The following is a 23,465-nucleotide window of genomic DNA, read 5'->3' as shown; positions in this document are numbered from 1 at the left end:
ACTTCGGGCGGGTTACGCCGGGGTGTACGCCTTCACTTCGAGCAGGCCCACCGAGTCGGCGGCGCTCTGGAGCACCACCCGCAGCTGGGTCGTGCTGATCGTGTTGAAGGTGACGTTGTTGTACTGGTTGGCCGCGACCGGATAGCCGCTGCCGCCGGGCACGTCCACGAAGGCGCTCCCGTTCCAGTACTGGAGCTTCCACGACGCGGGCAGGTCGATGCCCTGGCCGTCGTCGAAGAAGTAGACCTCGGCGCGGTTGAGGGAGACGGCCGACGACCAGGTCAGCTGCGCCCACTGTTCACCCTCGTTGGGCCAGGTGCCCCAGCGCGGGTTGACCGTGTCGTTGGACGACGGCGGGTCGACGTTGTCGTTGAGCGCCGCCACCGACTCCCAGGACGAGGTGTACGACGCGGTCGGGGTCGCCGACGGCGCGACGTTGCCGGTCGGCCCGGGCCCGGGGTCGGGGTTGGTGCCGCCCCGGTTGTACGCCTTCACCTCGGTCAGGCCCACCTTCGACCCGGACGCGTTGGTCATCTGGATCCGGATCCGCTGGGTGTTGACCGGCGTGAACCGCACGTTGTTGTAGTTGCCCTGCGGTGTCGCCGGTGTCTTGACCTGTGCCGCGACGTTGGTCCAGGTGCTGCCGTCGAGGTACTGCACGTTGTACGACGACGGCGCCCGGTAGGTGGCGTTCTGCGGCCGGCTGTCCCGGAAGTGGATCCGTAGCTCGTCCACCGCCCGCGACTGGCCGAAGTTGATCTCGTACCAGTCCTGGGCGTTCGGCGAGCCCGCCGCGCCCCAGATCGGGTCGTTGATCGTGAAGCCGTCCACCGCCGCGCCGGTCGAGGTGCCCGAGGCGGTGAACGACGCGGACGTCGACGCGCCCTGCGCCAGGTTGGGCAGCGTCGAGGTGAGGTCGACGCCGGCCTTGGCGAACATGTCCACCATGCGGGGCGAGTTCTGGTTGACCGCACCCGGCGCCTTCACCGACGAGGTGGTGTTGAAGCTGACCGCACCGCCGGCCGGCAGCGACACCGCGCCGGTCGCCGGGTTGTAGACCACGCGGGTCAGCCGGTCCACCGTGAACGCCCGCTGCCCGTTGACGAACACCGAGTAGCCCTGCGGCACGCCCGCGTACCGGGTCACGCCGTCGGCCGGGTCGTCCCACACGATCGACAGGTCGGTGTCGCGGTACCGCAGGTTGTTGACCGCGAAGTGCGACCAGCCGATGTTGATCGGCCAGAGCTCGACCTGCGCGTCGTTGCGCGGCCGCAGGCCGGCGACGTCCTCGATCACGGTCCAGTTGCTGCTGCCGAGGATGTTGTGGTGGATCCACGACCGGTACGTGATCGAGCTGCCGTTCCAGTTGGCCCAGAACTCGTTGGCGTCCGGCCACGCGGTGTTGCCGCCGACGTACTGCGCCCAGGCGTTCCAGTAGAGCAGCTTCTTGTACCACTCGGTGTTGATCCACTGGTTGGGGTAGTTGCGCAGCACCTGCGAGAGCAGTCTGAACTGGACGGTCGAGTTGATCGTGGAGAAGTTGTTGCTGCCCGTGCCGGACGCCGCCTTGTCCCGCTGGTTCGCGGTGTAGAACGGGAAGATCGGGTACTCGGCCGGGTCGTCGAACAGGCGCAGCGCCTGCTTGTACTGGTCGGTGTTGGGCATCAGGCCGACCGCGAACGGGTAGAAGTTGTTGATCTCCTTCCACGGCACGAACTCGTTGCTCGACACGTGGCGGTGCTCCAGCATCTGCCGGGACGGGTTCCAGAGCTGGTTGATGATGCCGTTGCGCACCCGGTCGGCGATCGTCTGCATCTCGTTCGCCTTGGCCGTGTTGCCCAGCGCCTGGTACGCCTGCACCGCGGCGAGCGCGTTGCTGTACACGTACGCGCCCTCGGCCCGGTCGAGCCAGCCCGAGCGCCAGTGGAACGACACCGCGTCGGCGTCGTTGCCGGTGAGCGCGCCCCAGTCGTACTCGATCACGCCGTCGTTGTCGTGGTCGTAGAAGGACAGCTGGCCCTTCACGTCCTGCTCGGCGTACCGGGCGAAGTTGGCGAGCATGGCCGGCTGTCCACCGTGGATCTGGTACGCCCGCCACCCGGCCTCGGAGATGTACTGGGTGTAGGAGTTGCTCCAGTTCGCCGGGTCGCCGGGGTTGTCCATGTAGCGGCCGTTGCGCGACACCGTGCCGACGTTGAGCCAGTCGCCGTAGGCGTAGGCCGGGTTGCGCAGGTACTTCAGGTCGTCGATGTGCATCGGCTGGGTCAGCACGATCGCGTTGTTGTAGCCCAGCGCGCCCTCGACCGACGACGGGAACTGGAAGGTCTGGCCGGGGATGTCGCCGTCGAAGTTGTTGTAGCGCATCAACCACCAGCGGTAGAAGATGTTCTTCTTGATCGCCGCCTCGGGGACGTCGATGTACGGCACGTTGTCCGCCCACCACTTGTTGTACGCGCGCACGTGGGTGGCGAAGGCGGTGGCGTTGTTGAAGCCGCGGTAGGTGTTGTACTCGGACAGCGACGCCGGGATCTCGTTGACCACCAGGCCCAGCTGCACCTTCGCCTCGACGGTTTGGCCGGCGCCGACCGTGACCGAGCGGTTGAGGCCGCCGCTGTTGACGGCGAACCCGCTGTCGCCGCTCAGCCGCGGGAAGAGCGTGGTCAGGCTGTTGTACGAGGCGCGGCTGCCGGTCAGCTCGGTGCCACTGGCGGTCGTCGCGTACGGCGAGGTGGCCCGCAGCTGGAGCGTCGTCGACGCCGAGCCGGTGTTGGTGATCGACAGGTTGGTCACCAGCACGTTGTTGTCGGTGATGAACTTGGTCTGGTTGATCCGGACCGAGCCGGAGGTGTGCACGCTTCGCCAGTGGCTGGGTGCCTGCCACCGCTGCGCGACCTGCTCGGTGAACGTGCCGGGGGTGACCGCGACCGTGTACGCGGCCTGGTCGCTGATGCTCTCGAAGTAGGCGAGCCGCCCGGCGAAACCGATGGTGCCGGGCGTGTGGATCTTCATGAAGGCACCACGGCCGCGGGTCATCAGGATGCCGCCGTCGGCGTCGGACGGGTCGCTGCCCGACCGGGACAGCAGGCGGTCGACCCAGAAGTCGGTGCCGCCGCTCTCCGCGTCGTAGATGGCCTGCATGGTGTTGCCGGTGTTGTAGCCGACCGGCGGCTGCGGGATCGACCCGCTGTTGCCGAAGCTCGGATAACCGATGGTTTGGGCGGCGCTGGCGGGGGAGGCCAGCAGCGCGGCCGCGAGGACAGCGACCACGCCCGCGGCTAGGGGTTTGCGCATCGCGTAACTCCTACGTGGGGGACCGGGCGTAACCGGTGCGAGACCGGTGTGAGCGACGCCGCCCGGCCGCGCTCACGTGATGCGTAGAGGCGAGCGTACATTACGCTCGGCCCGTGCTCTACCCACCGCGACGCCTCGCCGACGCACAGAAGGCCGTCAATGCCGCTGGCCTCGACGCGCTCCTGCTCACGCCCGGCTCCGACCTGCGCTACCTGACCGGCTACCACGCCCACGCGCTCGAGCGCCTGACCTGCCTGGTCCTGCCCGCGCAAGGGGAAGCGACGCTGATCGTGCCGCGCCTGGAGCGCCCGGCGGCCGAGGCCTCCCCGGCGCCCGGCACCGGGGTGCGCGTCGTCGACCACGAGGACGGCACCGACCCGTACCCCCTGGTGCGGAAGGCGCTCGGCGGACCCGTGCGTGCGGTCGGCCTGGCCGACCGGATGTGGGCCACGCAGGTCCTGGCCCTGCGCGACGCGCTGCCGGAGGCGCGGCAGCGGCTGGCCGGCGAGGTGCTCGCGCCCATGCGGATGCGCAAGTCGCCGGCGGAGGTGGCGGCGCTGCGCGAGGCCGGCGCGGCCATCGACGCGGTGCACGCGCGGATGGGCGAGTGGCTGCGCGCCGGCCGCACCGAGGCCGAGGTCGGCGCCGACATCGCCGGCGCGATCCGCGACGCCGGCCACGACACGGTCGACTTCGTGATCGTCGCGTCCGGTCCCAACGGCGCCAGCCCGCACCACGCCACCTCCGACCGGGTCATCCAGCCGGGCGACCCGGTGGTCGTGGACATCGGCGGCACCATGCCGTCCGGCTACTGCTCCGACTCGACCCGCACCTACGCGGTGGGCGCCGCGCCGCGCGAGTTTTCGGACTACTACGAGGTGCTGTTCGCGGCGCAGCGCGCGTCGGTGGCCGCGGTCCGCCCGGGGGTGCCGGCCTCGTCGGTCGACGCCGCCGCCCGATCGATGATCGCCGACGCGGGCTACGGCGAGGCGTTCCTGCACCGCACCGGCCACGGCATCGGCCTCGACGGGCACGAGGAGCCCTACATCGTGGCCGGCAACGACCTGCCGCTGGAGCCCGGGATGGCCTTCTCCGTCGAGCCCGGCATCTACCTGGCCGGACGCCACGGCGCCCGGATCGAGGACATCGTCGTCTGCACGGCCGGGGGCGTCGAGCGCCTCAACACGCTTTCCACGTCGTTGGTGGAGCTGTAACCCTAACGACCGTTAAGCTTAGGGGCATGGATCGGCTCCTGCCCACCCCCGAGGCGTACGACCTGCTGGAACTCACCCGCGAGCTGGCCGACGGGGAGCTGGCCCCGCGCGTGGACGACTTCGAGGCGCGCGGCGTCTTCCCGCGCGAGGTGATCCGCACGATCGGGCGCGCCGGCCTGCTCGGCCTGCCCTACCCCGAGGACGCCGGCGGATCCGGCCAGCCCTACGAGGTCTACCTCCAGGTGGTCGAGCTCCTCGCCAGTCGCTGGCTGGCCGTCGCGGAGGCCGTCAGCGTCCACACGCTGTCCTGCTATCCGGTGTACGCGCACGGCGGCGAGCAGCTGCGCAAGCTCCTGCCCGACATGCTCGGCGGCGAGCTGCTCGGCGCCTACTGCCTGAGCGAGCCACAGGGCGGCTCCGACGCGGCCGCGCTGGCGACCAAGGCCGTCCTCGACGGCGAGGCCTACGTGGTCACCGGCACCAAGGCCTGGATCACCCACGCCGGCAAGGCCGACTTCTACAACATCTTCTGCCGTACCGGCGGCCCCGGCCCGCACGGCATCTCCTGCCTGCTGGCCGACGCGGCCACCCCCGGCATCGTCCCGCAGGCCCCGGAAAAGACCATGGGCCTGCGCTCGTCGCCGGTCGCCCAGATCGCCTTCGACGACGCCCGCGTCCCCGCCGACCGCCTGGTCGGTTCCCTAGGTACCGGCTTCCGGATCGCGATGGAGGCCCTCGACTCGGGCCGGCTGGGCATCGCCGCCTGCGCGGTCGGCCTGGCCCAGGCGGCCCTCGACTACGCGGTGGGATACGCCCGCGAGCGAGCGCAGTTCGGCACCTCCATCCTGGACTTCCAGGGCATCCGCTTCATGCTCGCGGACGCCGCGACGGGCATAGCGGCGGCGCGCGCCCTGGTGCTGGCGGCGGCGAGGCTCAAGGACGCCGGCCGCCCGTACTCGTCCGAGGCCGCGAAGGCCAAACTCTTCGCGACGGACATGGCCATGCGCGTGACGACCGACGCGGTCCAGGTGCTCGGCGGTTACGGGTACGTGTCGGACCATCCGGTGGAGCGCTACATGCGCGAGGCCAAGGTGCTCCAGATCGTGGAGGGCACCAACCAGATCCAGCGCCTGGTGATCGCCAAGTCCCTGTAGTCGCGCGCCGGTCAGGGGCGCCGCCCGTCGTGGCTTTGCTTCGAGGCCTATTCGTCCGCGTCCGCGGTCGACGGAACGCTCCGCGGGCACCGGCGGTGGACGGGTGAGGCTCGCCGGCGCGGGTGCGATGCGGCCGCGTTACGTCGGCCGGTCCGGTTCGGCCGCGCGTCGGTGCAGGATCCGGGGTTGGTGGAAGTCGGTGTTGTCGAGCAGGACCGTGGCCCGTCGCTGTGGGGTGCAAGCGGCGAAGTAGATGCGCTGGGCCTCCACGTACCGGCGCACGTCGGCGTGGTCGGGGTCGGGGTTGGTGCCGTCGCGGAGCGCCATCCGCCGGACGGTCACGGCGAACGGCACGTCGAGGAAGACGGACAGGTCCCAGACGTTCGCCAGTTCGTCGCGGTGCAGAAACAGGCCGTCGACGACGAGCACCGCGCCCTCGGGGGCGAGTCGCGGCTCGGGGGTCAGGACCGCGTCGGTGGCGAGGTCGTGCGCGGCGGCGCGGTAGCGGCGCGAGCCGCCCGGTCCGAACGGGTCGAGGACGTCGGCGCGGAACCGGGCGTAGTCGTAGGAGTCGCGCCAGAAGCCCTCCGGGGAGTCGCGGCCCCGGCGGTAGCGTACGGCGCGTACGTTGTGGAAGTCGTCGAGCGAGATGCGGACGACCGGCCGGCCGCGTTCGCGGAGCAGGGCGGCCAGGTCGTCGGCGAACACGGTCTTTCCCGAGCCGTCGGGGCCGTCCACGCCGACGCGTACGCAGGCCCGGTCCGGTGGCTCGGGCACGCGGTCGGCGACGGTGGCGAGGACGCGGAGTCGCACCGGTCAGGGGGCGCCGGCGGCGGCCAGCAGGGCGTCCGCGGTGCGGGTCGCGGCGCCGTCGAGGCCCGTGCCGCGCATCACCGCGCGTACCGAGGCGCCGTCGAAGACCATCGTGAGCTGGACCGCCAGCGCCTCCGGGTCGGCGACGCCCAGGGCGGCCGCGTGGGTCGCGAAGTAGGCGGCCAGCTGCTCCTTGAAGCCGCGGGCGACCACCGTCGCCGGGTGGTCGGGGTCGCGGGTCTCGACCGCCGTGTTGACGAACGGGCAGCCGTGGAAGCCGGGCGTGCCGCTCTGCTCGTCGAGGCGCTGGAACACGTACCGGATCCGCTCCCGCGGGCTCAGTCCGGCGTCCGCGGCGGGGAAGTAGTCGGCGACGATGGCCGGGCCGTGCGTGCGCAGGGTCTCCGCGACGAGGTCGTCCTTGGTGTCGAAGAGCTGGTACATCGAGCGCTTCGACACGCCCGCCGTCTGGCACAGCCGCTCCACGCCGACGGGGGCGACGCCTTCCCGGTAGAAGAGGTCGGCGGCGGTGCGGAGCAGGCGCTCGCGGGTGGTGGGAACGGTCACGCCAGCAGCTTAACGCGATCCCTTGCGCTCGAAAACCGATCGGTTTACGGTGGCCTGGAAACCGATCGGTTTACCGCATTCGAGGGAGCAGAGAATGAAGATCGAGAACTCGGTCGTACTGGTCACCGGTGGCAACCGCGGGCTCGGCAGGGCGTTCGTGGAGGAGGCCCTCGCCCGCGGCGCCGCCAGGGTGTACGCGGCCGCCCGTGACCCGCGCGCGGTCACCACGGCCGGCGCGGTGCCGCTGGCGCTGGACGTCACCGATCCGGACTCGGTGGCCGCGGCCGCCGCGACGGCCGGCGACGTGACGCTGCTGGTCAACAACGCCGGCGCGCTTGTCGCCGCCAACTTCCTGACCTCACCCGTCGATGACGTGCGCCGCGAGTTCGAGGTCAACTTCTACGGCCCGCTGCTGGTCACCCGCGCGTTCGCCCCCGCCCTGGTCGCCAACGGCGGTCACGTGCTCAACGTCCACTCCGTGCTGTCGTGGATCGCGCTCAACGGCTCGTACAGCGCGACGAAGGCGGCGCTGTGGTCCATGACCAACTCGCTCCGCCTGGACCTGGCACCCAGCGGCGTCGGCGTGACCGGCCTGCACGTCGGCTACGTGGACACCGACATGGCCGCCGCGGTCCAGGCGCCCAAGAGCGACCCGCGGGAGGTGGTGCGGCAGGCCCTCGACGGCGTCGAGTCGGGTGCGCACGAGGTGCTGGCCGACGAGGTCACCCGGGACGTGAAGCGGGGCCTGGCGGCCGAGGTGGCCGCGCTGTACCCCCAGCTCGCCGCTCAGCCCGCCTGACCGCGGCGCCGGGCGGGTAGCGGGTGGGGCGGGTAGCCTGAACGGAACGTCTGCTCCGGACCTCGGCGGCGTACCCAGTGCCGCTTGCCACGAGGAGACCCGTGAGCACGTTCGAGTCCACCGTCACCCTGCCCCGACCGCGTACACGAAAGCGCGGCAGCGACTACGCCGACTTGCTGTCCCGCGTACGCGAAGCCGGCCTGCTCGACCGGCGGCCCGGCTACTACGGCGCCAAGATCGCCGCGACCCTCGGCGCCATGCTCGCCGGTTGGGTGGCCTTCGCGCTGCTCGCCGACTCGTGGTGGCAGCTGCTCACCGCGGCGTTCCTGGCCGCCGTGTTCGCGCAGACCGGGTTCCTCGCGCACGACGCCGGGCACCGGCAGATCTTCCGCACCCGCCGGGCCAACCAGCTCGTCGGGCTGGTGGCGGGCAACCTCGCGATCGGGCTGGTGTTCGGCTGGTGGGTGGACAAGCACCACCGCCACCACGCCCACCCCAACCAGGAGGGGCTCGATCCGGACATCAACGGGGACAACCTGGCGTACACGGACGGGCAGGTGGCGGCCCGGAAGACGTGGTTCGGCCGGCTGGTCGTGCGCCACCAGGGCTGGCTGTTCTTCCCGATGCTCCTGCTGCTCGCGATCGACCTGCGGGTGACCGGTCTCAAGGCGCTGGTACGCCCCGGTTACCGCGCCCGCGTCCCCGAGGCGGTGCTGTTCGCCGTGCACGTCGTGGGTTACCTGGCCGCGCTGCTGCTGGTGCTGTCGCCGTGGCAGGCGCTGGCCTTCTTCGTGGTGCACCAAGGCCTGCTCGGCCTCTACCTCGGGTCGGTCTTCGCGCCCAACCACAAGGGCATGCCCATCCTGGCCCGCGACGACGACAGCGACTTCCTGCGCCGCCAGGTGCTCACCTCGCGCAACGTGCGCGGCGGCCGCGTGCTCGACTTCCTGCTCGGCGGGCTCAACTACCAGATCGAGCACCACCTGTTTCCCCACATGCCCCGGCCGGCCCTGAAGCACGCCCAGCCGCTGGTGCGCGCCCACTGCCGCGAGTACGGCCTGCCGTACCTGGAGACCGGCCTCTTCGACTCCTACGCCCAGGCGCTGGGCCACCTCGAGCGCGTGGGCCGCCCGGCCCCCGAGCCGGTCGGATAGTCTTGGGGCCGAAGCGGCCACCAGGGCCCCACGCCGGGCCGTTCACTTCCCAACGTTCGGAGACCATATGGCGGTCCGCCGCCCTCGTTCCACCGCACCCTCCACCACGTTCGCCCAGCTCGGCGTGCCCGCCCGCCTCGTCGAGGCGCTTGCGGCGGGTGGCGTCACCGCGCCGTTCCCGATCCAGTCGGCGACGCTGCCCGACGCCCTCGCCGGGCGCGACGTCCTCGGCCGCGGCCGCACCGGCTCCGGCAAGACCTACGCGTTCGCGCTGCCGCTGCTCGCCCGGCTGGCGGCGGCCTCCGCGCCGCGCCGTCCAGGCCGGCCGCGGGCCCTGGTCCTCGCGCCCACCCGCGAGCTCGCCGCCCAGATCGAGGCGTCGATCGCGCCGCTGGCGGCCGCCATGTCCCTGCGCACCCTGACGGTGTTCGGCGGGGTGGCCCCCGGCCGCCAGATCGCCGCGCTGCGGTCGGGCGTCGACGTGCTCATCGCCTGTCCGGGCCGGCTCGAAGACCACGTCGAGAGCGGGCACGCCAGCCTGGACGCGGTCGAGATCACCGTGCTCGACGAGGCCGACCACATGGCCGACCTCGGCTTCCTGCCGGCCGTGCGGCGGCTGCTCGACGCGACCCCGAGGCGTGGCCAGCGGCTGCTCTTCTCGGCGACGCTCGACGCCGGCGTCGACGTCCTTGTCCGGCGATACCTGACCGACCCGGTGACACACAGCGTCGACGCCGCGCCATCCCCGGCGGCCGTGCCGCACCACATGCTGCACATCGCCCACCACGACCGGCTGGCCGTGCTGGTCGACCTGGCCGCCGCTCCGGGCCGCACGCTGGTGTTCGCCCGCACCAAGCGGCGGGCCAAGGCGCTGACCCGCCAGCTCGTCGAAGCCGGCGTGCCGGCCATCGAGCTGCACGGCAACCTGGCCCAGGCCGCGCGCAGCCGCAACCTGACCGCGTTCGCCGCGGGCAGCGCGACCACGCTCGTGGCGACCGACATCGCCGCGCGGGGTATCCACGTCGACGACGTCGCGCTGGTCGTGCACGCCGACCCGCCCGCCGAGTACAAGGCGTACCTGCACCGCTCCGGCCGCACCGCGCGCGCCGGCGCGACCGGCACGGTCGTGACGCTGATGACCGACGACCAGGTCGACGGCGTCCGCCAGCTCGCGCGCCAGGCCGGCATCGCCCCGACGACGACGCGGCTGCGGCCCGGACATCCGCTCCTCGACCAGATCGCCCCCGGCCCCCGTACCCTCGTCGATCCGCCGCGGGTGGCGCGCGTCGAGGAGGCCCGGCCGGCCCGCGGCGGCGGTGCCCGGCGGCAGGCCGCACCCGCCGCGGCCAAACCCCGCCGCCAGAGCCGTTCGAGCGGTGGCCGAAACGCGGCGCCACCGGTGTCCGGCGCGGCCGCCTTCTCCGCCGGCAGCCGGGTCGGCGCGACCCGCCGATCCGGCGGACGATCCCGCTAGGCCTCGACTCCGGCCCGCCTCGCGCCCAGATCGTCGCCCGCTGGTCACGGCCTTTCCCGGGCAGCGCGGGGCCAGGTCTGTCCACATTGCTCAATGCCGAGGCGGCGGCGGGAGACCACCCTCGCGTTTGGTCGCGGTCAACCCCCTATGGCGCCGGCGGGATCTGCTCGCTACCGTCGACCACGGCCTCGGCCACGTCGGACAGCCGCCGGTTGGTGGTCGCTACCCCTACCCGCGCCCGCCGCGCGGAGGCGTCAGTTGGACCGGGCCTGCCCCTGCCGGGACCCGTGGATCGAGACCCGGACCCCTCCGGTGGTCTCCGTGACCACGAAGCGCTCGCTCTCGCCGCTGTCGGGCATCATCGCGTCGTAGAGCTCCTCGTTGCTGATCTCGACCGATCCGCCCGACCGGGCGACGAGCACGACCAGGATCGCGCGCAGGTTGACGTCGCTGAGGTAGGGCATGAGGTGGTGCTCCCGTCCGGTGGGGAACCTCAGCCTACGCGCGCGGAGGTCGAGACGGTCGGCGCTCAGCCGGCGAGCAGGGACATGATGTTCTTCTCGGTGATGTCGGTGCCGGTGAGCTGGCTGACGATCGCGCCGTCGCGGAGCACCACCACGCGGTCGCAGGTGCTCACGATCTCGTCGAGGTCGGACGAGATCAGCATGACCGCCAGGCCGTCGACCGCCAGGTCGTCGATGAGCGACTGCACCTCGGCCTTGCTGCCCACGTCGATACCGCGGGTGGGCTCGTCCAGCATGAGCACCCGGGGATGGGTGGCCAGCCACCGGGCCAGCAGCACCTTCTGCTGGGTGCCGCCGGACAGCTCGGACGCCGGCTGGTGCGGGCTGGTCGCCTTGATGCGCAGGCGGCTCATCAGCGCGCCGACCACCTTGTCGAGCCGCGCCTCGGACACGATGCCGGCGCGGGCCAGGCGGGGCAGGGCGGCGAGCGCGATGTTGTCGCGGACCGACAGCGTGCCGACGATGCCCTCGGCCTTGCGGTTGTCGGGCAGCAGTCCCACGCCGGCCCGGATCGCGCCGGCGATCGAACGCCTGCGTAGATGGGCTCCGGAGACCGTCACCTGCCCCGAGTCGAGCGGCAGCGCGCCGGCGATCGCCCGCGCGGTCTCGGTGCGGCCCGCGCCGAGCAGCCCGCTGAGCCCGACCACCTCGCCGGGGCGCAGGTTGATGGAGACGTCGGTGAGCACGTGCCGGCGGGTGAGCCCGGTCGCCTGGAGGATCGGCTCGTCGGCCGGCTCGTCCGCGGCCGCGCCGAGCACCGCGGTCGGCCCGGGGGTGACGCGGCGGCCCAGCATCAGCGACACCAGCCGCAGCCGGTCGAGGCCGGCGACCGGTCCGGTGTGGACGATCCGCCCGTCGCGCAGCACGGTTACCCGGTCGCAGACGGCCTCCACTTCGGACAGCTTGTGGGTCACGTAGACCACCGAGCGGCCTTCGGCCCGAAGAGCCGCGATCGCCGCGAAGAGCCGGCCGGCCTCCGCGGCCTCCAGGCCCGCCGTCGGTTCATCCAGGACGACCACGGGGGTACCGGCGGAAAGCGCCCGGCCGACGGCCACCATCTGCCGGACGCCTGGTTCGTACGCGCCGAGCGGCCGGCGCACGTCCACCCGCAGTCCGAGCCCGGCGACGATGTCGGCGGCGAGCGCGTGCATCCGGCCGACGTTGATGAGGCCGGCGCGGCGGCGCGGCTCGCGGCCGAGGAAGAGGTTGCGGGCGACGCTCATCTGCGGCACCAGGTTGGCGTCCTGGTGTAGGGCGCTGATCCCCGCCCGCTCGGCGTCGCGCGGCGAGGCGAAGCGGATCCGTTCGCCCGCCACGCGCAGGATCCCGGCGTCGGGCTGGTGGACGCCGGCGAGCACTTTGACCAATGTGGACTTGCCGGCGCCGTTCTCACCGACGACCGCGTGCACCTCGCCGCGGCCGAGGGTGAACGAGACGTGGTCGAGCGCGCGGGTGCCGGGGAAGTCCCGGACCACACCCGCCATGTCGAGTATCGCGTCCACCACGGGTGCCCCCTCTATGACACCGGCCCTCGCTCCGCGAGGGCGGCTCGGGTGCCTTGGATGCCGCCCTGTAGACCCCGGTCGCTCCGGTCGCTGCGCTCCCTTCGCTTGGTGGGGTCTGCGGGCGGCGGCACCCTCGCAGAAGACTGACCGAATGATTCCCTATGCGAGCGGAATCGTAAAGAGCCCTTTACAAGCGGGCGACGTGCAGGCGGACCGCGCGGTTGGCCAGCTCGTCGAGCACGTCGCGGGGTGCGTCGTCGTCGGTGACCAGGTGGTCGATCTCGTCGGTGGGTACCGTCTGGACCATCGTGTCGACGCCGATCTTGGTGTGGTCGGCGAGGACGACGATCTCCTCGGCGGCCGCCGCCAGGGCCCGGTCGATGCTGGCGACCTGCATGTTCGGGGTGGAGACGCCGCGCTCGGGGGTGAGCCCGTTGCCGGAGATGAACGCCCGCCGCACCCGCAGCCCGGCCACCGAGCGCTCGGCCGCGCTGCCGACCAGCGCGAGGATCGAGCCGCGCAGCGTGCCGCCGGTGAGCACCACCTCGATCCGCGGCGCGGCGGCCAGCGCCTGGGCGACCAGCAGCGAGTTGGTGACCACGGCGAGCTCGGTGTGCCGGGCCAGGTGCTGGGCGAAGACCTGGGTGGTGGTGCCGGCGCCGATCACGATCGCGTCGCCGTCCTCCACCAGCGACGCGGCGAGCTCGCCGATCGCGGCCTTCTCGGCGGAGGCGACGTGCGCCTTCTGCGCGTACGTGGGCTCGCGGGAGAGGGCGCCGGGCAGTGTCGCGCCGCCGTGGTGCCGGTTGAGCAGCCCATCCGCCTCCAGCACGCGCAGGTCGCGCCGGACCGTGACCTCCGAGGACTGCACCGCCTCGGCGAGGTCGCGCAGGGAGGCGGCGCCGTTGGCCCGCATCACCTCGAGGATGCGCTGGCGCCGCTCGGCGGCGAACATCGCCCGCCGCGTCTCCACCGGTCCCCGGGAGTCGTCCGCCGCCACGCTCCACCCCTTGTGATCGGATGACTTCGGTTCTGATCGTACTCAGGTCCGTGAGGCGACCGGTCACACCACGCCCGCGATCGGTTCCGATCGGATTCGCGACCGAATCTGATCGGTTGGTATTGACTTTGTTCGGCGCCGGGTGCTTGATTGAGTCCAACCGATGGCGCGCGTCGGCCCCCCACCACGAAAGGATCACCATGGCCAGAACACGTGGATGGGCGGCGCTCGCGATGGCCGCCCTCCTCGCGACCGGCGCGTGTGCCAGGGGCGAGGACACCTCCGATACACCGGCTCCGGTGGGCAGCGAGGGCCAGCAGGTGGCGCAGAGCGCCGCGGCCGACGGCCCCACCTGCACGCTCCAGGCCTTCGGCGGCCAGGCGTTCGACGTGAAGACGGCGACGGTCGGCTTCTCCCAGTCGGAGAAGGAGGCCAACCCGTTCCGGATCGCCGAGACCCAGTCGATCAAGGATGAGGCGAAGGCGCTGGGCGTGGCCAACCTGCGGGTCACCAACGCGCAGTCCCAGTTCTCCAAGCAGATCTCGGACGTGCAGCAGCTCATCGCGCAGGGCGCGAAGCTGCTGGTCATCGCCCCGCTCAACTCCGACGGCTGGGAGCCGGTGCTCAAGCAGGCGGCGGAGAAGAAGATCCCGATCATCACCATCGACCGGAAGATCAACGCCAAGCCGTGCACGGACTACCTCACGTTCATCGGCTCGGACTTCTACGAGCAGGGCAAGCGGGCCGCCGACCAGATGATCGCGGCCCTCGACGGCACCGGCGAGGTGGCGATCCTGCTCGGCGCGCCGGGCAACAACGTCACCACCGACCGCACCGCCGGCTTCAAGGACCGGATCGCGGAGAAGGCGCCCAACATCAAGATCACTTTTGAACAGACCGGCGAGTTCACCCGCGAGAAGGGCCAGCAGGTCACCGAGCAGCTGATCCAGTCCCGGCCGACCACGAGCGGGATCTACGCGGAGAACGACGAGATGGCGCTCGGCGCGGTGACCGCGCTGAAGGGCGCGGGCAAGACCGCCGGGCAGGTCAAGATCGTGTCGATCGACGGCACCCGCGCGGCCGTGCAGGGGATCGTGGACGGCTGGCTGTACTCGGTGATCGAGTCCAACCCGCGCTTCGGGCCGCTCGCCTTCCAGACCGCCCAGAAGTTCGTCGCCGGCGAGGCCATCCCGGCCACCACCATCATCAGCGACCGGGAGTACACCACGGCGAACGCCAAGGACAGCCTGGGGCACGCGTACTGATGAACGGCGCGACTCCCGTACTCGAGGCCCGGGGAATCTCAAAAGGGTTCCCCGGCGTCCTCGCCCTGGACGGCGTCTCCTTCGCCCTCGGCGCGGGCGAGGTGCACGCCCTGGTCGGCGAGAACGGCGCCGGCAAGTCCACCCTCATCAAGGTCCTGACCGGAGTGCACCAGCCGGACCGGGGGGAGCTCCGCCTGCACGGTGGGCCGGTGTCGTTCGGCACGCCCTTCGAAGCGCAGCGCGCCGGGATCTCCACCATCTACCAGGAGGTCAACCTCGTCCCGCAGATGAGCGTGGCGCACAACCTGCTGCTCGGCCGCGAGCCGCGCGGCCGGCTCGGGGTCATCGACGTGACCGGTCTCCACGCGCGCGCCGCCGAGGTCCTGACCAGCCTGGGACTGAAACTTGACGTGCGCCGCAGTTTGCGCTCGCTCGGCATGGGCGCGCAGCAGATGGTGGCGCTGGCCCGCGCGGTCTCGGTCGACGCGCGCGTGGTCATCATGGACGAGCCCACCTCCGCCCTCGAACCGCGCGAGGTCGACACCCTCTTCGGGGTGATCGCCCGGCTGCGCGCCGACGGCATCGCGGTGGTGTACGTCAGCCACCGCCTCGAGGAGCTGTACCGGATCTGCGACCGGGTGACCGTGCTGCGGGACGGGCGGGTGGCGCACTCCGGCCCGCTCGACGAGCTGGAGCGGGTCAAGCTGATCGCGCTCATGCTCGGCCGCGACACCACCGACGTGCGGCTGCGTGGCCAGACCGAGTTCTCCGGTGAGCACGCCGCCAAGAACGGGCAGCCGGTGGTCGAGGCCCGCGCGCTGTCCCGGCGCCATCAGCTCCACGACGTCTCCGTCCGGGTACGCCCCGGCGAGGTCGTCGGCCTTGGCGGGCTGCTCGGCGCCGGGCGCAGCGAGACCGCGAAGGCGATCGCCGGCGCGCTGCCGTTCGACGGCGGGGCGGTGGTCGTGGCAGGCCACCCGGTGCGCAAGGGCTCGCCGGCGGCGGCCATCCGGGCCGGCGCCAGCCTGCTGCCCGAAGACCGCAAGGCCGAGGGGATCGTGCCGACGATGTCGGTCCGCGACAACATCGCGCTCGCCGCGCTGCCCCGCCTCTCCCGGGCCGGGATCGTCTCCGAGGCCCGGGTCGACCGGGTGGTCGCGACGCTGATGAAGCGGCTGCGCATCAAGGCGACCAGCCCGCACCAGCTGGTCTCCGAGCTGTCCGGCGGCAACCAGCAGAAGGTGCTGCTGGCCCGTTCGCTCGCCACCGGCGCCAAGGTGCTGCTGCTCGACGAGCCGACCCGGGGCATCGACGTCGGCGCCAAGGCCGAGGTGCAGGCGCTGATCGACGAGCTGGCGGCCGAAGGGCTCGGCGTGCTGCTCATCTCCTCCGACCTGGAGGAGCTGGTCGAGGGCTCGGACCGGGTCGTGGTGCTGCGCGACGGGGTGGTCGTCGGAGAGCTCCTCGGCGCGGAGGTGACCGAAGAGGCGATCATGAACGCGATCGCGGACGGGGGAGGGGTCGATGGCTGAGACGACGGCGGCGGCGGCCCTCCCGCAGCCGCTCGGGAGCCGCACCCGCGTGCTGGCCTGGCTCCAGCGGTACGGGGTCTACGCCTCGGTGCTCGCGCTGCTGCTGTTCAACGTGGCGTTCACCCCGCACTTCCTGGAGGTCGCCAACTTCCGCACCCAGCTCATCCAGGTCGCCCCGATCGTCATCACCGCGCTGGGCATGGCGCTGGTCATCGGCACCGAGGGGATCGACCTGTCGGTCGGCTCGGTGATGGCGCTGTCGTCGGCGATGGTGGTGCTCTACCTCGGCTACGGCGCGCCGGTCGCGATCGTCGCCGCGCTGGTGGCCGGGGCGGTGGTCGGCGCGGGCGGGGGAGCGCTGGTCGCCTACGCCGGGGTGCAGCCGATCGTCGCCACGCTGGCGTTGCTGGTCGGCGTCCGCGGCCTGGCCAACGTGCTCGTCCCGCAGCTCACCGAGTTTCGCAACCCCACGCTCATCACGCTCGGCAGCCGCTCGGTCCTCGGCCTGCCGCTCGTGGTGATCATCGCGGCGGCGCTCACCGCCGTCGTGGCGTTCGTCGTGAAGCGCACCATCTTCGGCCGCCAGCTCGTCGCCGTCGGCGGCAACCGGGCCGCCGCCAAGCTCTCCGGCCTCCCGGTACGGCGCATCCTCGTCACCGTGTACGTCCTGAGTGGACTGCTCGCGGCGATCGCCGGCGTGCTCGCCACGGCCCGGCTCCAGGCCAGCGACCCCACCTCGCTCGGCCTGCTCATGGAGCTGTCCGCCATCACGGCCGTGGTGGTCGGCGGCACCCCGCTCACCGGCGGGCGGGTGCGGGTGCTCGGCACGGTGATGGGCGCGCTGCTCATCCAGCTGCTCCAAGCGACGCTCATCAAGCACAACCTGCCGCAGTCCTGGACCCAGATGGTGCAGGCCGTCATCATCCTGGCCGCCGTCTACGCCGCTCGGGGGAGGAAGAAGTGACGACGACCGTCGAGGCGGCTCCGGCCGCGCCGGCCCGGGGCGAGCGGGCCAGCCAGATCCTCCAGCACCACGGCGCGCTCATGGTGCTCGCCGCGACCGTCCTCATCGGAGGGATCGCGTTCGACTCGTTCGCCACCCCGCGGAACGCGGCGAACATCGCGGTCTCCTCCTCGTTCGTCGCCATCATCGCGATCGGCATGACGTTCGTGATCATCAGCGGCGGCATCGACCTGTCGGTCGGGTCGTCGTTCGTGCTCGCCGGCGTGCTCGCCGCCTACGGCTCGCGGTACGGCGTGCTCGTCGCGCTCCTGCTGCCGCTCGCCGTCTGCGGCGCCATCGGCCTGCTCCAAGGGCTGATCATCGCGCGGACCGGGATGGCGCCGTTCATCGTCACGCTCGCCGGGCTGCTCGGCATGCGCGGGCTCATGCTCGCCGTGTCCGGCGAGGGCGCCAACACCTACCTCGTCGAGTCCGACGCGTTCGCCTCGCTGGGCCAGGCGTCGTTCCTCGGCCTGACCGTGCCGGTGTACATCACGCTCGGCCTGTTCGTGGTGGGCGCGATCCTGTTGCAGCGCACCGGTTTCGGGCAGACCGTGTACGCGATCGGCGGCAGCGAGGAGGCGGCCGCGCTGATGGGCGTGCCCGTGGCGCGGGTGAAGGCCACGGTGTACCTCGTCTCGGGGCTCCTGGCCGGCCTCGCCGGCGCGCTCAACGCGGCCCGGCTCTCCTCCGGCGTCACCATCCTCGGCGCCGGGCTGGAGCTCGACGTCATCGCCGCCGTCGTCATCGGCGGCACCCTGCTGACCGGCGGCGCCGGCGGGCTCACCGGCACGATGGCCGGCGTGCTGCTGCTCGGCGTCATCCAGAGCCTCATCAACCAGGTCGGCACCCTCACCTCCTCGTTCCAGCAGGTGGTAAGCGGTGCCTTCCTCGCGCTCGTCGTCGTGGTGCAGCGGCTGCTGCACCGTGCCCAGCGCCTGTCCTGACCCGATCTCCGCCCGCCGCACGGGCGGAGCTCTACCCCGAAGGGATCTGGACATGTCAATCCGTCGACGTCATCTGCTGGCGGTCGCGGGCGGCGCCGCCGTCGCCGCGGCCGTCCCGGGCGCGCCCGCGTCCGCCGCCACCCACTACCTCGCCAACCGGGCCCCGCTGCGCCCGGCCGCGTTCCTCCGCCTGCCACCCGGCGCGGTCCGCGCCCGGGGCTGGTTGAGCACTCAGTTGGCCAAGCAGGTGAACGGCCTCAACGGGCGCCTCGCCGAGGTGTCCCGCTACCTGCGGTACGACGGCACCGGCTGGACCAACCCGGCGCTCGGCGGCTGGGAGGAGGTGCCGTACTGGTTGCGCGGGTACGTCGACCTCGGCTACGTCACCGGCGACCCGACCGTGCTGGCGGCCGCCCGCCGCTGGATGAACGGGGTCATCGCGACCCAGGCGGCGGACGGCTTCTTCGGCCCGGACGCGCTGCGCACCACGCCCGCCGGCCACCCCGACCTGTGGCCGCACATGCCGATGCTCGCCGCCCTCCGCTCGCACGCCGAGTACACCGGTGACCCGCGGGTCGACCCGTTCCTGACCCGCTTCTTCCGGTACCTGGACGCGCAGCCCACCGCCGTCTTCGGGTACAGCTGGGGCGCCTGGCGCTGGGGCGACACGATCGACGTCGTCTACTGGCTCTACAACCGCACCGGCGCCGCGTTCCTGCTCGACCTCGTGCGCAAGATCCACGCCAACTCGCCCAGCTGGCGCGCCGGGCTGCCCAACCGGCACAACGTCAACGTCGCGCAGGGCTTCCGCGAACCGGCGCAGTACTGGGTGCTGTCCGGTGTGGACGGCGACCGGGCGGCCACCTACGGCCTCTACGACGCCATCCAGCGCGACTACGGGCAGTTTCCCGGCGGCGGCTTCGCCGGCGACGAGAACATGCGGCCCGCGCTGGTCGACCCGCGGCAGGGGTTCGAGACCTGCGGGATCGTCGAGTACATGCTCAGCCACGAGATCCTCACCCGGATCACCGGCGACCCGGTGTGGGGCGACCGCACCGAGGAGCTCGCGTTCAACTCGCTGCCCGCCGCGCTCGACCCGTCCGGCCGGGCGGTGCACTACGTCACCAGCGCCAACAGCGTCGACCTGGACAACGTGCCGAAGACGCAGGGGCAGTTCGACAACCCGTTCGAGATGCAGTCCTACCGGCCCGGGATCGAACGGTACCGCTGCTGCCCGCACAACTACGGCATGGGCTGGCCGTACTACGTGGAGGAGATGTGGCTGTCCACCCCGGACGGCGGCCTGTGCGCGGCGCTGCTCGGCCCGTCGACGGTGACGGCCCGCGTGGGCACCGGGGTCTCCGTCACCGTCACGGAGGACACCGCCTACCCGTTCGGCGACACGGTCACGTTCCGGCTCCGCGCGCCGTCCGCCGTCGGCTTCCCGTTCTCGATGCGGATCCCCGGCTGGTGCCTCGATCCCGAGCTGCGGATCAACGGCGCGGTCGTGGCCGCCGGCCCCGGCCCGCGCTACGTGACCGTCCACCGCACCTGGCGCGACGGCGACACCATCACCCTGCGGCTGCCGATGCGGCCGGTCGTGCGCACCTGGCCGCGGCAGCACGGCGCGGCGTCCGTCCACTATGGCGCGCTCGCCTTCTCGCTGCGGATCACCGAGCAGTGGGCCCGTACCGGCGGCACCGACCAGTTCCCGGAGTACGACGTGCACGCCGGCTCGCCGTGGAACTACGGGCTCGTGCCGGGCGCCGCGGTCACGGTCACGTCCGGCGGCGGCAGCCTCACCGACCCGTTCACGGTCCCGAACGCGCCGGTGCGGTTGACCACCAGCGGGCAGCGGATCGCCGCCTGGCAGGCCGACCAGCAGCGGGTGGTCGCCCCGCTCCAGGACGGCCCGGTCGCCTCGACCGCGCCGGTCGAGCAGGTCACGCTCATCCCGATGGGCGCGGCCCGGCTGCGGATCACGAGCTTCCCGCAGACCGGCGGCACCCGCGCGTGGCAGCGCCCGGGTGCCGCCTTCCGGATCTGGAACAAGCACTCGGGCAAGGTGCTCGGCGTCGACGGCATGTCACACGGCGACTCGGCGAACGTGGTGCAGTTCGCCGACAGCGGCACCGCCGACCACCTCTGGCGGATCGTCGACGCCGGTGGCGGGTACGTGAAGCTCCAGTGCGCCAACTCGGGCAAGGTGCTCGCCGTGGAGGGGATGTCCACGGCGAACTCGGCCCGCGTGCAGCAGTTCGCCGATGTGGGTTCGGCGGATCAGAGGTGGCAGCTCGTCGACAGCGGCGACGGCCACTTCCGCCTGCGCAACGCCAACAGCGGCAAGGTGATCGGCGTCACCGGCATGTCCACGGCGGACTCCGCGCAGGTGGTGCAGTTCGACGACAACGGGACCGCCGACCACGAGTGGCGGCTCGTACCCGACGGCCCGGTCAAGATCCTGAACGGGCACTCGGGGAAGGTGCTCGCGGTGGAGGGCACGTCCACAGTGAACTCCGCGCGGGTCCAGCAGTACGCGGACACCGGTGGCGCCGACCACGTCTGGGCGTTCCTGCCCGACGGGGACGGCTGGTACCGGATCCGCAACCAGCACTCCGGAAAGGTGCTCGGCGTCGCCGGCATGTCCACCGCGGACTCGGCGCAGGTGGTGCAGTTCGACGACAACGGCACCGCGGACCACCAGTGGCGGCTGCGCGTGGTCGCCGGCGGGCCGGGCACCGTCCGGATCCAGAACAGGCACAGCGGCAAGGTTCTCGCCGTACACGACATGTCCACGCTGGACTCGGCCAACGTGGAGCAGTTCCAGGACAACGGCACCCCCGACCACGACTGGTTGATCCTCTAAGGACGGCCCCCATGAGACGACCCCTGCCCGCCGTCATGATCCTGGTGGCCGGCCTGCTGGCCATCCCCTCGCCCGCGCAGGCCGCACCCGCCAAGACCCCGCCCCTCACGACCCCCTGGACCGCCCAGGCACTCAACGGCACACCCCTGCCCGAGTACCCCCGCCCGCAGATGACCCGCCCCGACTGGCTCAACCTCAACGGCGAGTGGCAGCTGCGCCAGTCGGCCACCAACGACGCCCCGCAGTTCAACACCACCCTGCCCGAGCGCGTCAACGTGCCGTTTCCGGTCGAGTCGGCGCTGTCCGGCGTGATGCGCGCGGCCAACGACAACCGCAACTACCTGTTCTACCGCCGCACGTTCACGGTGCCGGCGGGCTGGTCCGGCCGGCGGGTGCAGCTGCATTTCGGCGCCGTCGACTGGCAGGCCACCGTGTGGGTCAACGGCACGCAGGTCGGCACGCACAGCGGCGGCTACGACGCGTTCACCTTCGACGTCACGCCGCAGCTCAACGGCGGCACCAACGAGGTCGTCGTGAAGGTGTGGGACCCGAGCGACACCCGCCAGAACGGCAGCCTGCCGCCGATCGGCAAGCAGACCAAGACGCCCAACGGCATCTTCTACACGCCCAGCTCCGGCATCTGGCAGACGGTGTGGCTGGAGCCGACCCCGGTCTCGTCGATCAGCCGGGTCGACCTGTACCCCAACCTCGCCAACAACACGATCCGGGTGCGGGTTTTCACCCGCGGTGACGTGACCGGTCACAGCGTGCTCGCCGAGGCGCTCAACGGCGCCACGGTGGTCGGGAGCGCGACCGGCGGCTTCGCCGAGTTCGCCGTGCCGGTGCCGAACGCCCGCCGCTGGACGCCGGACGACCCGTTCCTCTACAACCTGCGGGTCAGCCTGCGCAACGGCTCCGGGTCCACGGTGGACCGGACCACGCACTACTTCGGCATGCGGCAGGTCGGCGTCGGCATGGTCAACGGCGTGCTCCGGCCACTGCTCAACGGACAGTTCGTCTTCCAGACCGGCACCCTCGACCAGGGGTACTGGCCGGACGGCGTCTACACCGCGCCCACCGACGCGGCCCTCGCCTTCGACCTCCAGAAGCACAAGGACCTTGGCTTCAACATGGTGCGCAAGCACATCAAGGTGGAGCCGCAGCGGTGGTTCTACCACGCCGACCGGCTCGGGCTGCTGGTCTGGCAGGACATCCCGTCGCTGACCGCGCAGGACGTCAACGCCGACAACGCCCAGCAGGCGCAGTTCGAGGCGGAGGCGCGGGAGATCGTCGACGAGCACCGTAGCTCGCCGTCGGTCGTCGCGTACACGGTGTACAACGAGGGCTGGGGCGAGCGGGCCCTCGCCGACACCCAGCGGGTCGGCAACGCGGTCAAGAGCCAGGACCCGACCCGCCTGGTCAACGTCCACAGTGGGCACAACTGCTGCCAGTCGCTGGGCAACCCGGGCAACGGCGACATCGACGACTGGCACATGTACCTCGGGCCCGCCTCGCCGCTGCCGTCCGCGACGCGGGTCGCGGTGCTCGGCGAGTTCGGCGGGCTCGGCCTGCACACGCCCGGCCACGAGTGGAGCCCGAGCGGCGGCTTCTTCGCGTACGAGTGGCAGACCGACGCGACCGCGCTCACCAACCGGTACGTCGGCCTCGTGCAGGGCGTGCGAAACCTGATGATCGGCAAGGGCCTGAGCGCCGCGGTCTACACCGAGATCACCGACCTGGAGGGCGAGCTCAACGGCTTCCTGACGTACGACCGGCAGGTGGTCAAGATGGACCAGGCCCGGGTGCGGGCGGCCAACCAGGCGCTGATCGACGCGTCCCGCGCCCTGCCGAGCACCGCGCGCGTGCAGCTGCCGGTAGGCGGCCGGGTCTCGTTCCAGGTCACCACGCCCGGCTTCACCAACCGGTACCTGCGGCACCAGAACAGCCTGGCGTACACGGACGTGGTCGACGGGGCCAGCCCCGCGCCGCTGAAGAACGACGCCACGTACACCGTGCGGGCCGGCCTCGCCGACGGGAGCTGCTACTCGTTCGAGTCGGTCAACTTCCCCGGACAGTTCCTGCGGCACGCCGACTCGCGGGTGCGAAACTCGGTCGACGACGGCAGCGCGCTGCTGCGGGCGGACGCGACCTGGTGTGCCCGCGGCGGGCTGACCGGGAGCGGCGTCTCGCTGGAGTCGTACAACTACCGCGGCTCGTACCTGCGGCACGCGAACGCGGAGGTGTGGATGAGCGACGGCGCGGGCGGCGCCGCCTGGAACTCACCCACGCCATGGGCCGCCGACGCGACGTGGAACGTCGTCGCGCCCTGGGCGCCCTAGGGTGACCGCCCGCCGCCC

Annotated in this window: 17 protein-coding genes; 11 read left to right on the top strand and 6 right to left on the bottom strand. The window is 71.9% G+C overall.

Translation table 11 applies throughout. From position 1 onward, the window contains the following. Positions 1–12 precede the first annotated feature (12 nt). Positions 13–3,291 (bottom strand): galactose-binding domain-containing protein, encoded by a 3,279-nt coding sequence (locus ACTMTJ_RS13460; RefSeq protein ID WP_441216687.1) that lies wholly within the window; start codon positions 3,289–3,291, stop codon positions 13–15. Between the two features lie 113 nt (positions 3,292–3,404). Here ACTMTJ_RS13460 and ACTMTJ_RS13455 point away from each other — a divergent pair, with 113 nt between their 5' ends. Further along, the gene (locus ACTMTJ_RS13455; protein ID WP_441216686.1) at positions 3,405–4,505 is read left to right on the top strand and encodes a M24 family metallopeptidase; all 1,101 of its coding nucleotides are present in this window, start codon (positions 3,405–3,407) and stop codon (positions 4,503–4,505) included. A gap of 26 nt (positions 4,506–4,531) precedes the next feature. Further along, entirely contained in the window at positions 4,532–5,659 is a 1,128-nt protein-coding gene (locus tag ACTMTJ_RS13450) for an acyl-CoA dehydrogenase family protein (protein WP_441216685.1), read from the top strand. A 138-nt stretch (positions 5,660–5,797) separates the two neighbouring features. Here ACTMTJ_RS13450 and ACTMTJ_RS13445 read toward each other — a convergent pair whose 3' ends face one another. Continuing rightward, complete coding sequence (locus ACTMTJ_RS13445) at positions 5,798–6,472, bottom strand: uridine kinase (RefSeq protein WP_441216684.1); 675 nt, start codon at positions 6,470–6,472, stop codon at positions 5,798–5,800. A 3-nt stretch (positions 6,473–6,475) separates the two neighbouring features. Further along, on the bottom strand, positions 6,476–7,039 hold the full coding sequence (locus ACTMTJ_RS13440; protein WP_441216683.1) for a TetR/AcrR family transcriptional regulator: 564 nt from the start codon (positions 7,037–7,039) through the stop codon (positions 6,476–6,478). Between the two features lie 94 nt (positions 7,040–7,133). Here ACTMTJ_RS13440 and ACTMTJ_RS13435 point away from each other — a divergent pair, with 94 nt between their 5' ends. The 3 genes from ACTMTJ_RS13435 to ACTMTJ_RS13425 all read left to right on the top strand — a co-directional run bounded on the left by ACTMTJ_RS13435 (position 7,134) and on the right by ACTMTJ_RS13425 (position 10,466). Next, positions 7,134–7,838: an SDR family oxidoreductase gene (locus ACTMTJ_RS13435; RefSeq protein WP_441216682.1), complete on the top strand. Its 705-nt coding sequence runs from the start codon at positions 7,134–7,136 to the stop codon at positions 7,836–7,838. Between the two features lie 101 nt (positions 7,839–7,939). Further along, complete coding sequence (locus ACTMTJ_RS13430) at positions 7,940–8,992, top strand: fatty acid desaturase family protein (RefSeq protein ID WP_441216681.1); 1,053 nt, start codon at positions 7,940–7,942, stop codon at positions 8,990–8,992. Between the two features lie 67 nt (positions 8,993–9,059). Then, complete coding sequence (locus tag ACTMTJ_RS13425; protein WP_441216680.1) at positions 9,060–10,466, top strand: DEAD/DEAH box helicase; 1,407 nt, start codon at positions 9,060–9,062, stop codon at positions 10,464–10,466. A 254-nt stretch (positions 10,467–10,720) separates the two neighbouring features. Here ACTMTJ_RS13425 and ACTMTJ_RS13420 read toward each other — a convergent pair whose 3' ends face one another. The 3 genes from ACTMTJ_RS13420 to ACTMTJ_RS13410 form a co-directional block, all read right to left on the bottom strand. Further along, a complete protein-coding gene (locus tag ACTMTJ_RS13420) occupies positions 10,721–10,930 on the bottom strand; it encodes a hypothetical protein (protein ID WP_441216679.1) in 210 nt (69 codons plus the stop codon). Between the two features lie 65 nt (positions 10,931–10,995). After that, entirely contained in the window at positions 10,996–12,495 is a 1,500-nt protein-coding gene (locus ACTMTJ_RS13415) for a sugar ABC transporter ATP-binding protein (protein ID WP_441216678.1), read from the bottom strand. A 187-nt stretch (positions 12,496–12,682) separates the two neighbouring features. Further along, complete coding sequence (locus ACTMTJ_RS13410) at positions 12,683–13,495, bottom strand: DeoR/GlpR family DNA-binding transcription regulator (RefSeq protein ID WP_441216677.1); 813 nt, start codon at positions 13,493–13,495, stop codon at positions 12,683–12,685. Positions 13,496–13,695: 200 nt separating this feature from the next. Between ACTMTJ_RS13410 and ACTMTJ_RS13405 the strand changes: the two genes are divergently transcribed. From ACTMTJ_RS13405 to ACTMTJ_RS13380, 6 genes are read left to right on the top strand one after another with little or no spacing between them, the layout of a single operon-like run. After that, positions 13,696–14,760, top strand: a complete 1,065-nt coding sequence (locus tag ACTMTJ_RS13405; RefSeq protein ID WP_441216676.1) for an ABC transporter substrate-binding protein — start codon at positions 13,696–13,698, stop codon at positions 14,758–14,760. Beyond that, positions 14,760–16,292: a sugar ABC transporter ATP-binding protein gene (locus ACTMTJ_RS13400; protein ID WP_441216675.1), complete on the top strand. Its 1,533-nt coding sequence runs from the start codon at positions 14,760–14,762 to the stop codon at positions 16,290–16,292. Before ACTMTJ_RS13405 ends, ACTMTJ_RS13400 begins: the two co-directional genes overlap by 1 nt. Continuing rightward, positions 16,285–17,256 (top strand): ABC transporter permease, encoded by a 972-nt coding sequence (locus ACTMTJ_RS13395; RefSeq protein WP_441216674.1) that lies wholly within the window; start codon positions 16,285–16,287, stop codon positions 17,254–17,256. The genes ACTMTJ_RS13400 and ACTMTJ_RS13395 overlap by 8 nt, the downstream gene beginning before the upstream one ends. Continuing rightward, positions 17,253–18,242: an ABC transporter permease gene (locus ACTMTJ_RS13390; RefSeq protein WP_441216673.1), complete on the top strand. Its 990-nt coding sequence runs from the start codon at positions 17,253–17,255 to the stop codon at positions 18,240–18,242. Before ACTMTJ_RS13395 ends, ACTMTJ_RS13390 begins: the two co-directional genes overlap by 4 nt. 52 nt (positions 18,243–18,294) lie before the next feature. Continuing rightward, positions 18,295–21,108: an RICIN domain-containing protein gene (locus tag ACTMTJ_RS13385; RefSeq protein ID WP_441216672.1), complete on the top strand. Its 2,814-nt coding sequence runs from the start codon at positions 18,295–18,297 to the stop codon at positions 21,106–21,108. A gap of 11 nt (positions 21,109–21,119) precedes the next feature. Continuing rightward, on the top strand, positions 21,120–23,447 hold the full coding sequence (locus tag ACTMTJ_RS13380) for an AbfB domain-containing protein (RefSeq protein ID WP_441216671.1): 2,328 nt from the start codon (positions 21,120–21,122) through the stop codon (positions 23,445–23,447). Positions 23,448–23,465 lie beyond the last annotated feature (18 nt).

The organism is Phytohabitans sp. LJ34 (assembly GCF_052068095.1).
Lineage (GTDB): Bacteria > Actinomycetota > Actinomycetes > Mycobacteriales > Micromonosporaceae > Phytohabitans.
The sequence above is the reverse complement of the archived record's forward strand: the minus strand, read 5'-3'. Positions and strand labels throughout refer to the sequence as shown.

What these genes read in the sequence shown, in the direction of transcription:
- ACTMTJ_RS13420 (WP_441216679.1), bottom strand. Translation starts at nt 10,930, where the DNA reads ATGCCCTACCTCAGCGACGTCAACCTGCGCGCGATCCTGGTCGTGCTC.
- ACTMTJ_RS13460 (WP_441216687.1), bottom strand. Translation starts at nt 3,291, where the DNA reads ATGCGCAAACCCCTAGCCGCGGGCGTGGTCGCTGTCCTCGCGGCCGCG.
- ACTMTJ_RS13405 (WP_441216676.1), top strand. Translation starts at nt 13,696, where the DNA reads ATGGCCAGAACACGTGGATGGGCGGCGCTCGCGATGGCCGCCCTCCTC.
- ACTMTJ_RS13395 (WP_441216674.1), top strand. Translation starts at nt 16,285, where the DNA reads ATGGCTGAGACGACGGCGGCGGCGGCCCTCCCGCAGCCGCTCGGGAGC.
- ACTMTJ_RS13380 (WP_441216671.1), top strand. Translation starts at nt 21,120, where the DNA reads ATGAGACGACCCCTGCCCGCCGTCATGATCCTGGTGGCCGGCCTGCTG.
- ACTMTJ_RS13435 (WP_441216682.1), top strand. Translation starts at nt 7,134, where the DNA reads ATGAAGATCGAGAACTCGGTCGTACTGGTCACCGGTGGCAACCGCGGG.
- ACTMTJ_RS13425 (WP_441216680.1), top strand. Translation starts at nt 9,060, where the DNA reads ATGGCGGTCCGCCGCCCTCGTTCCACCGCACCCTCCACCACGTTCGCC.
- ACTMTJ_RS13400 (WP_441216675.1), top strand. Translation starts at nt 14,760, where the DNA reads ATGAACGGCGCGACTCCCGTACTCGAGGCCCGGGGAATCTCAAAAGGG.
- ACTMTJ_RS13450 (WP_441216685.1), top strand. Translation starts at nt 4,532, where the DNA reads ATGGATCGGCTCCTGCCCACCCCCGAGGCGTACGACCTGCTGGAACTC.
- ACTMTJ_RS13385 (WP_441216672.1), top strand. Translation starts at nt 18,295, where the DNA reads ATGTCAATCCGTCGACGTCATCTGCTGGCGGTCGCGGGCGGCGCCGCC.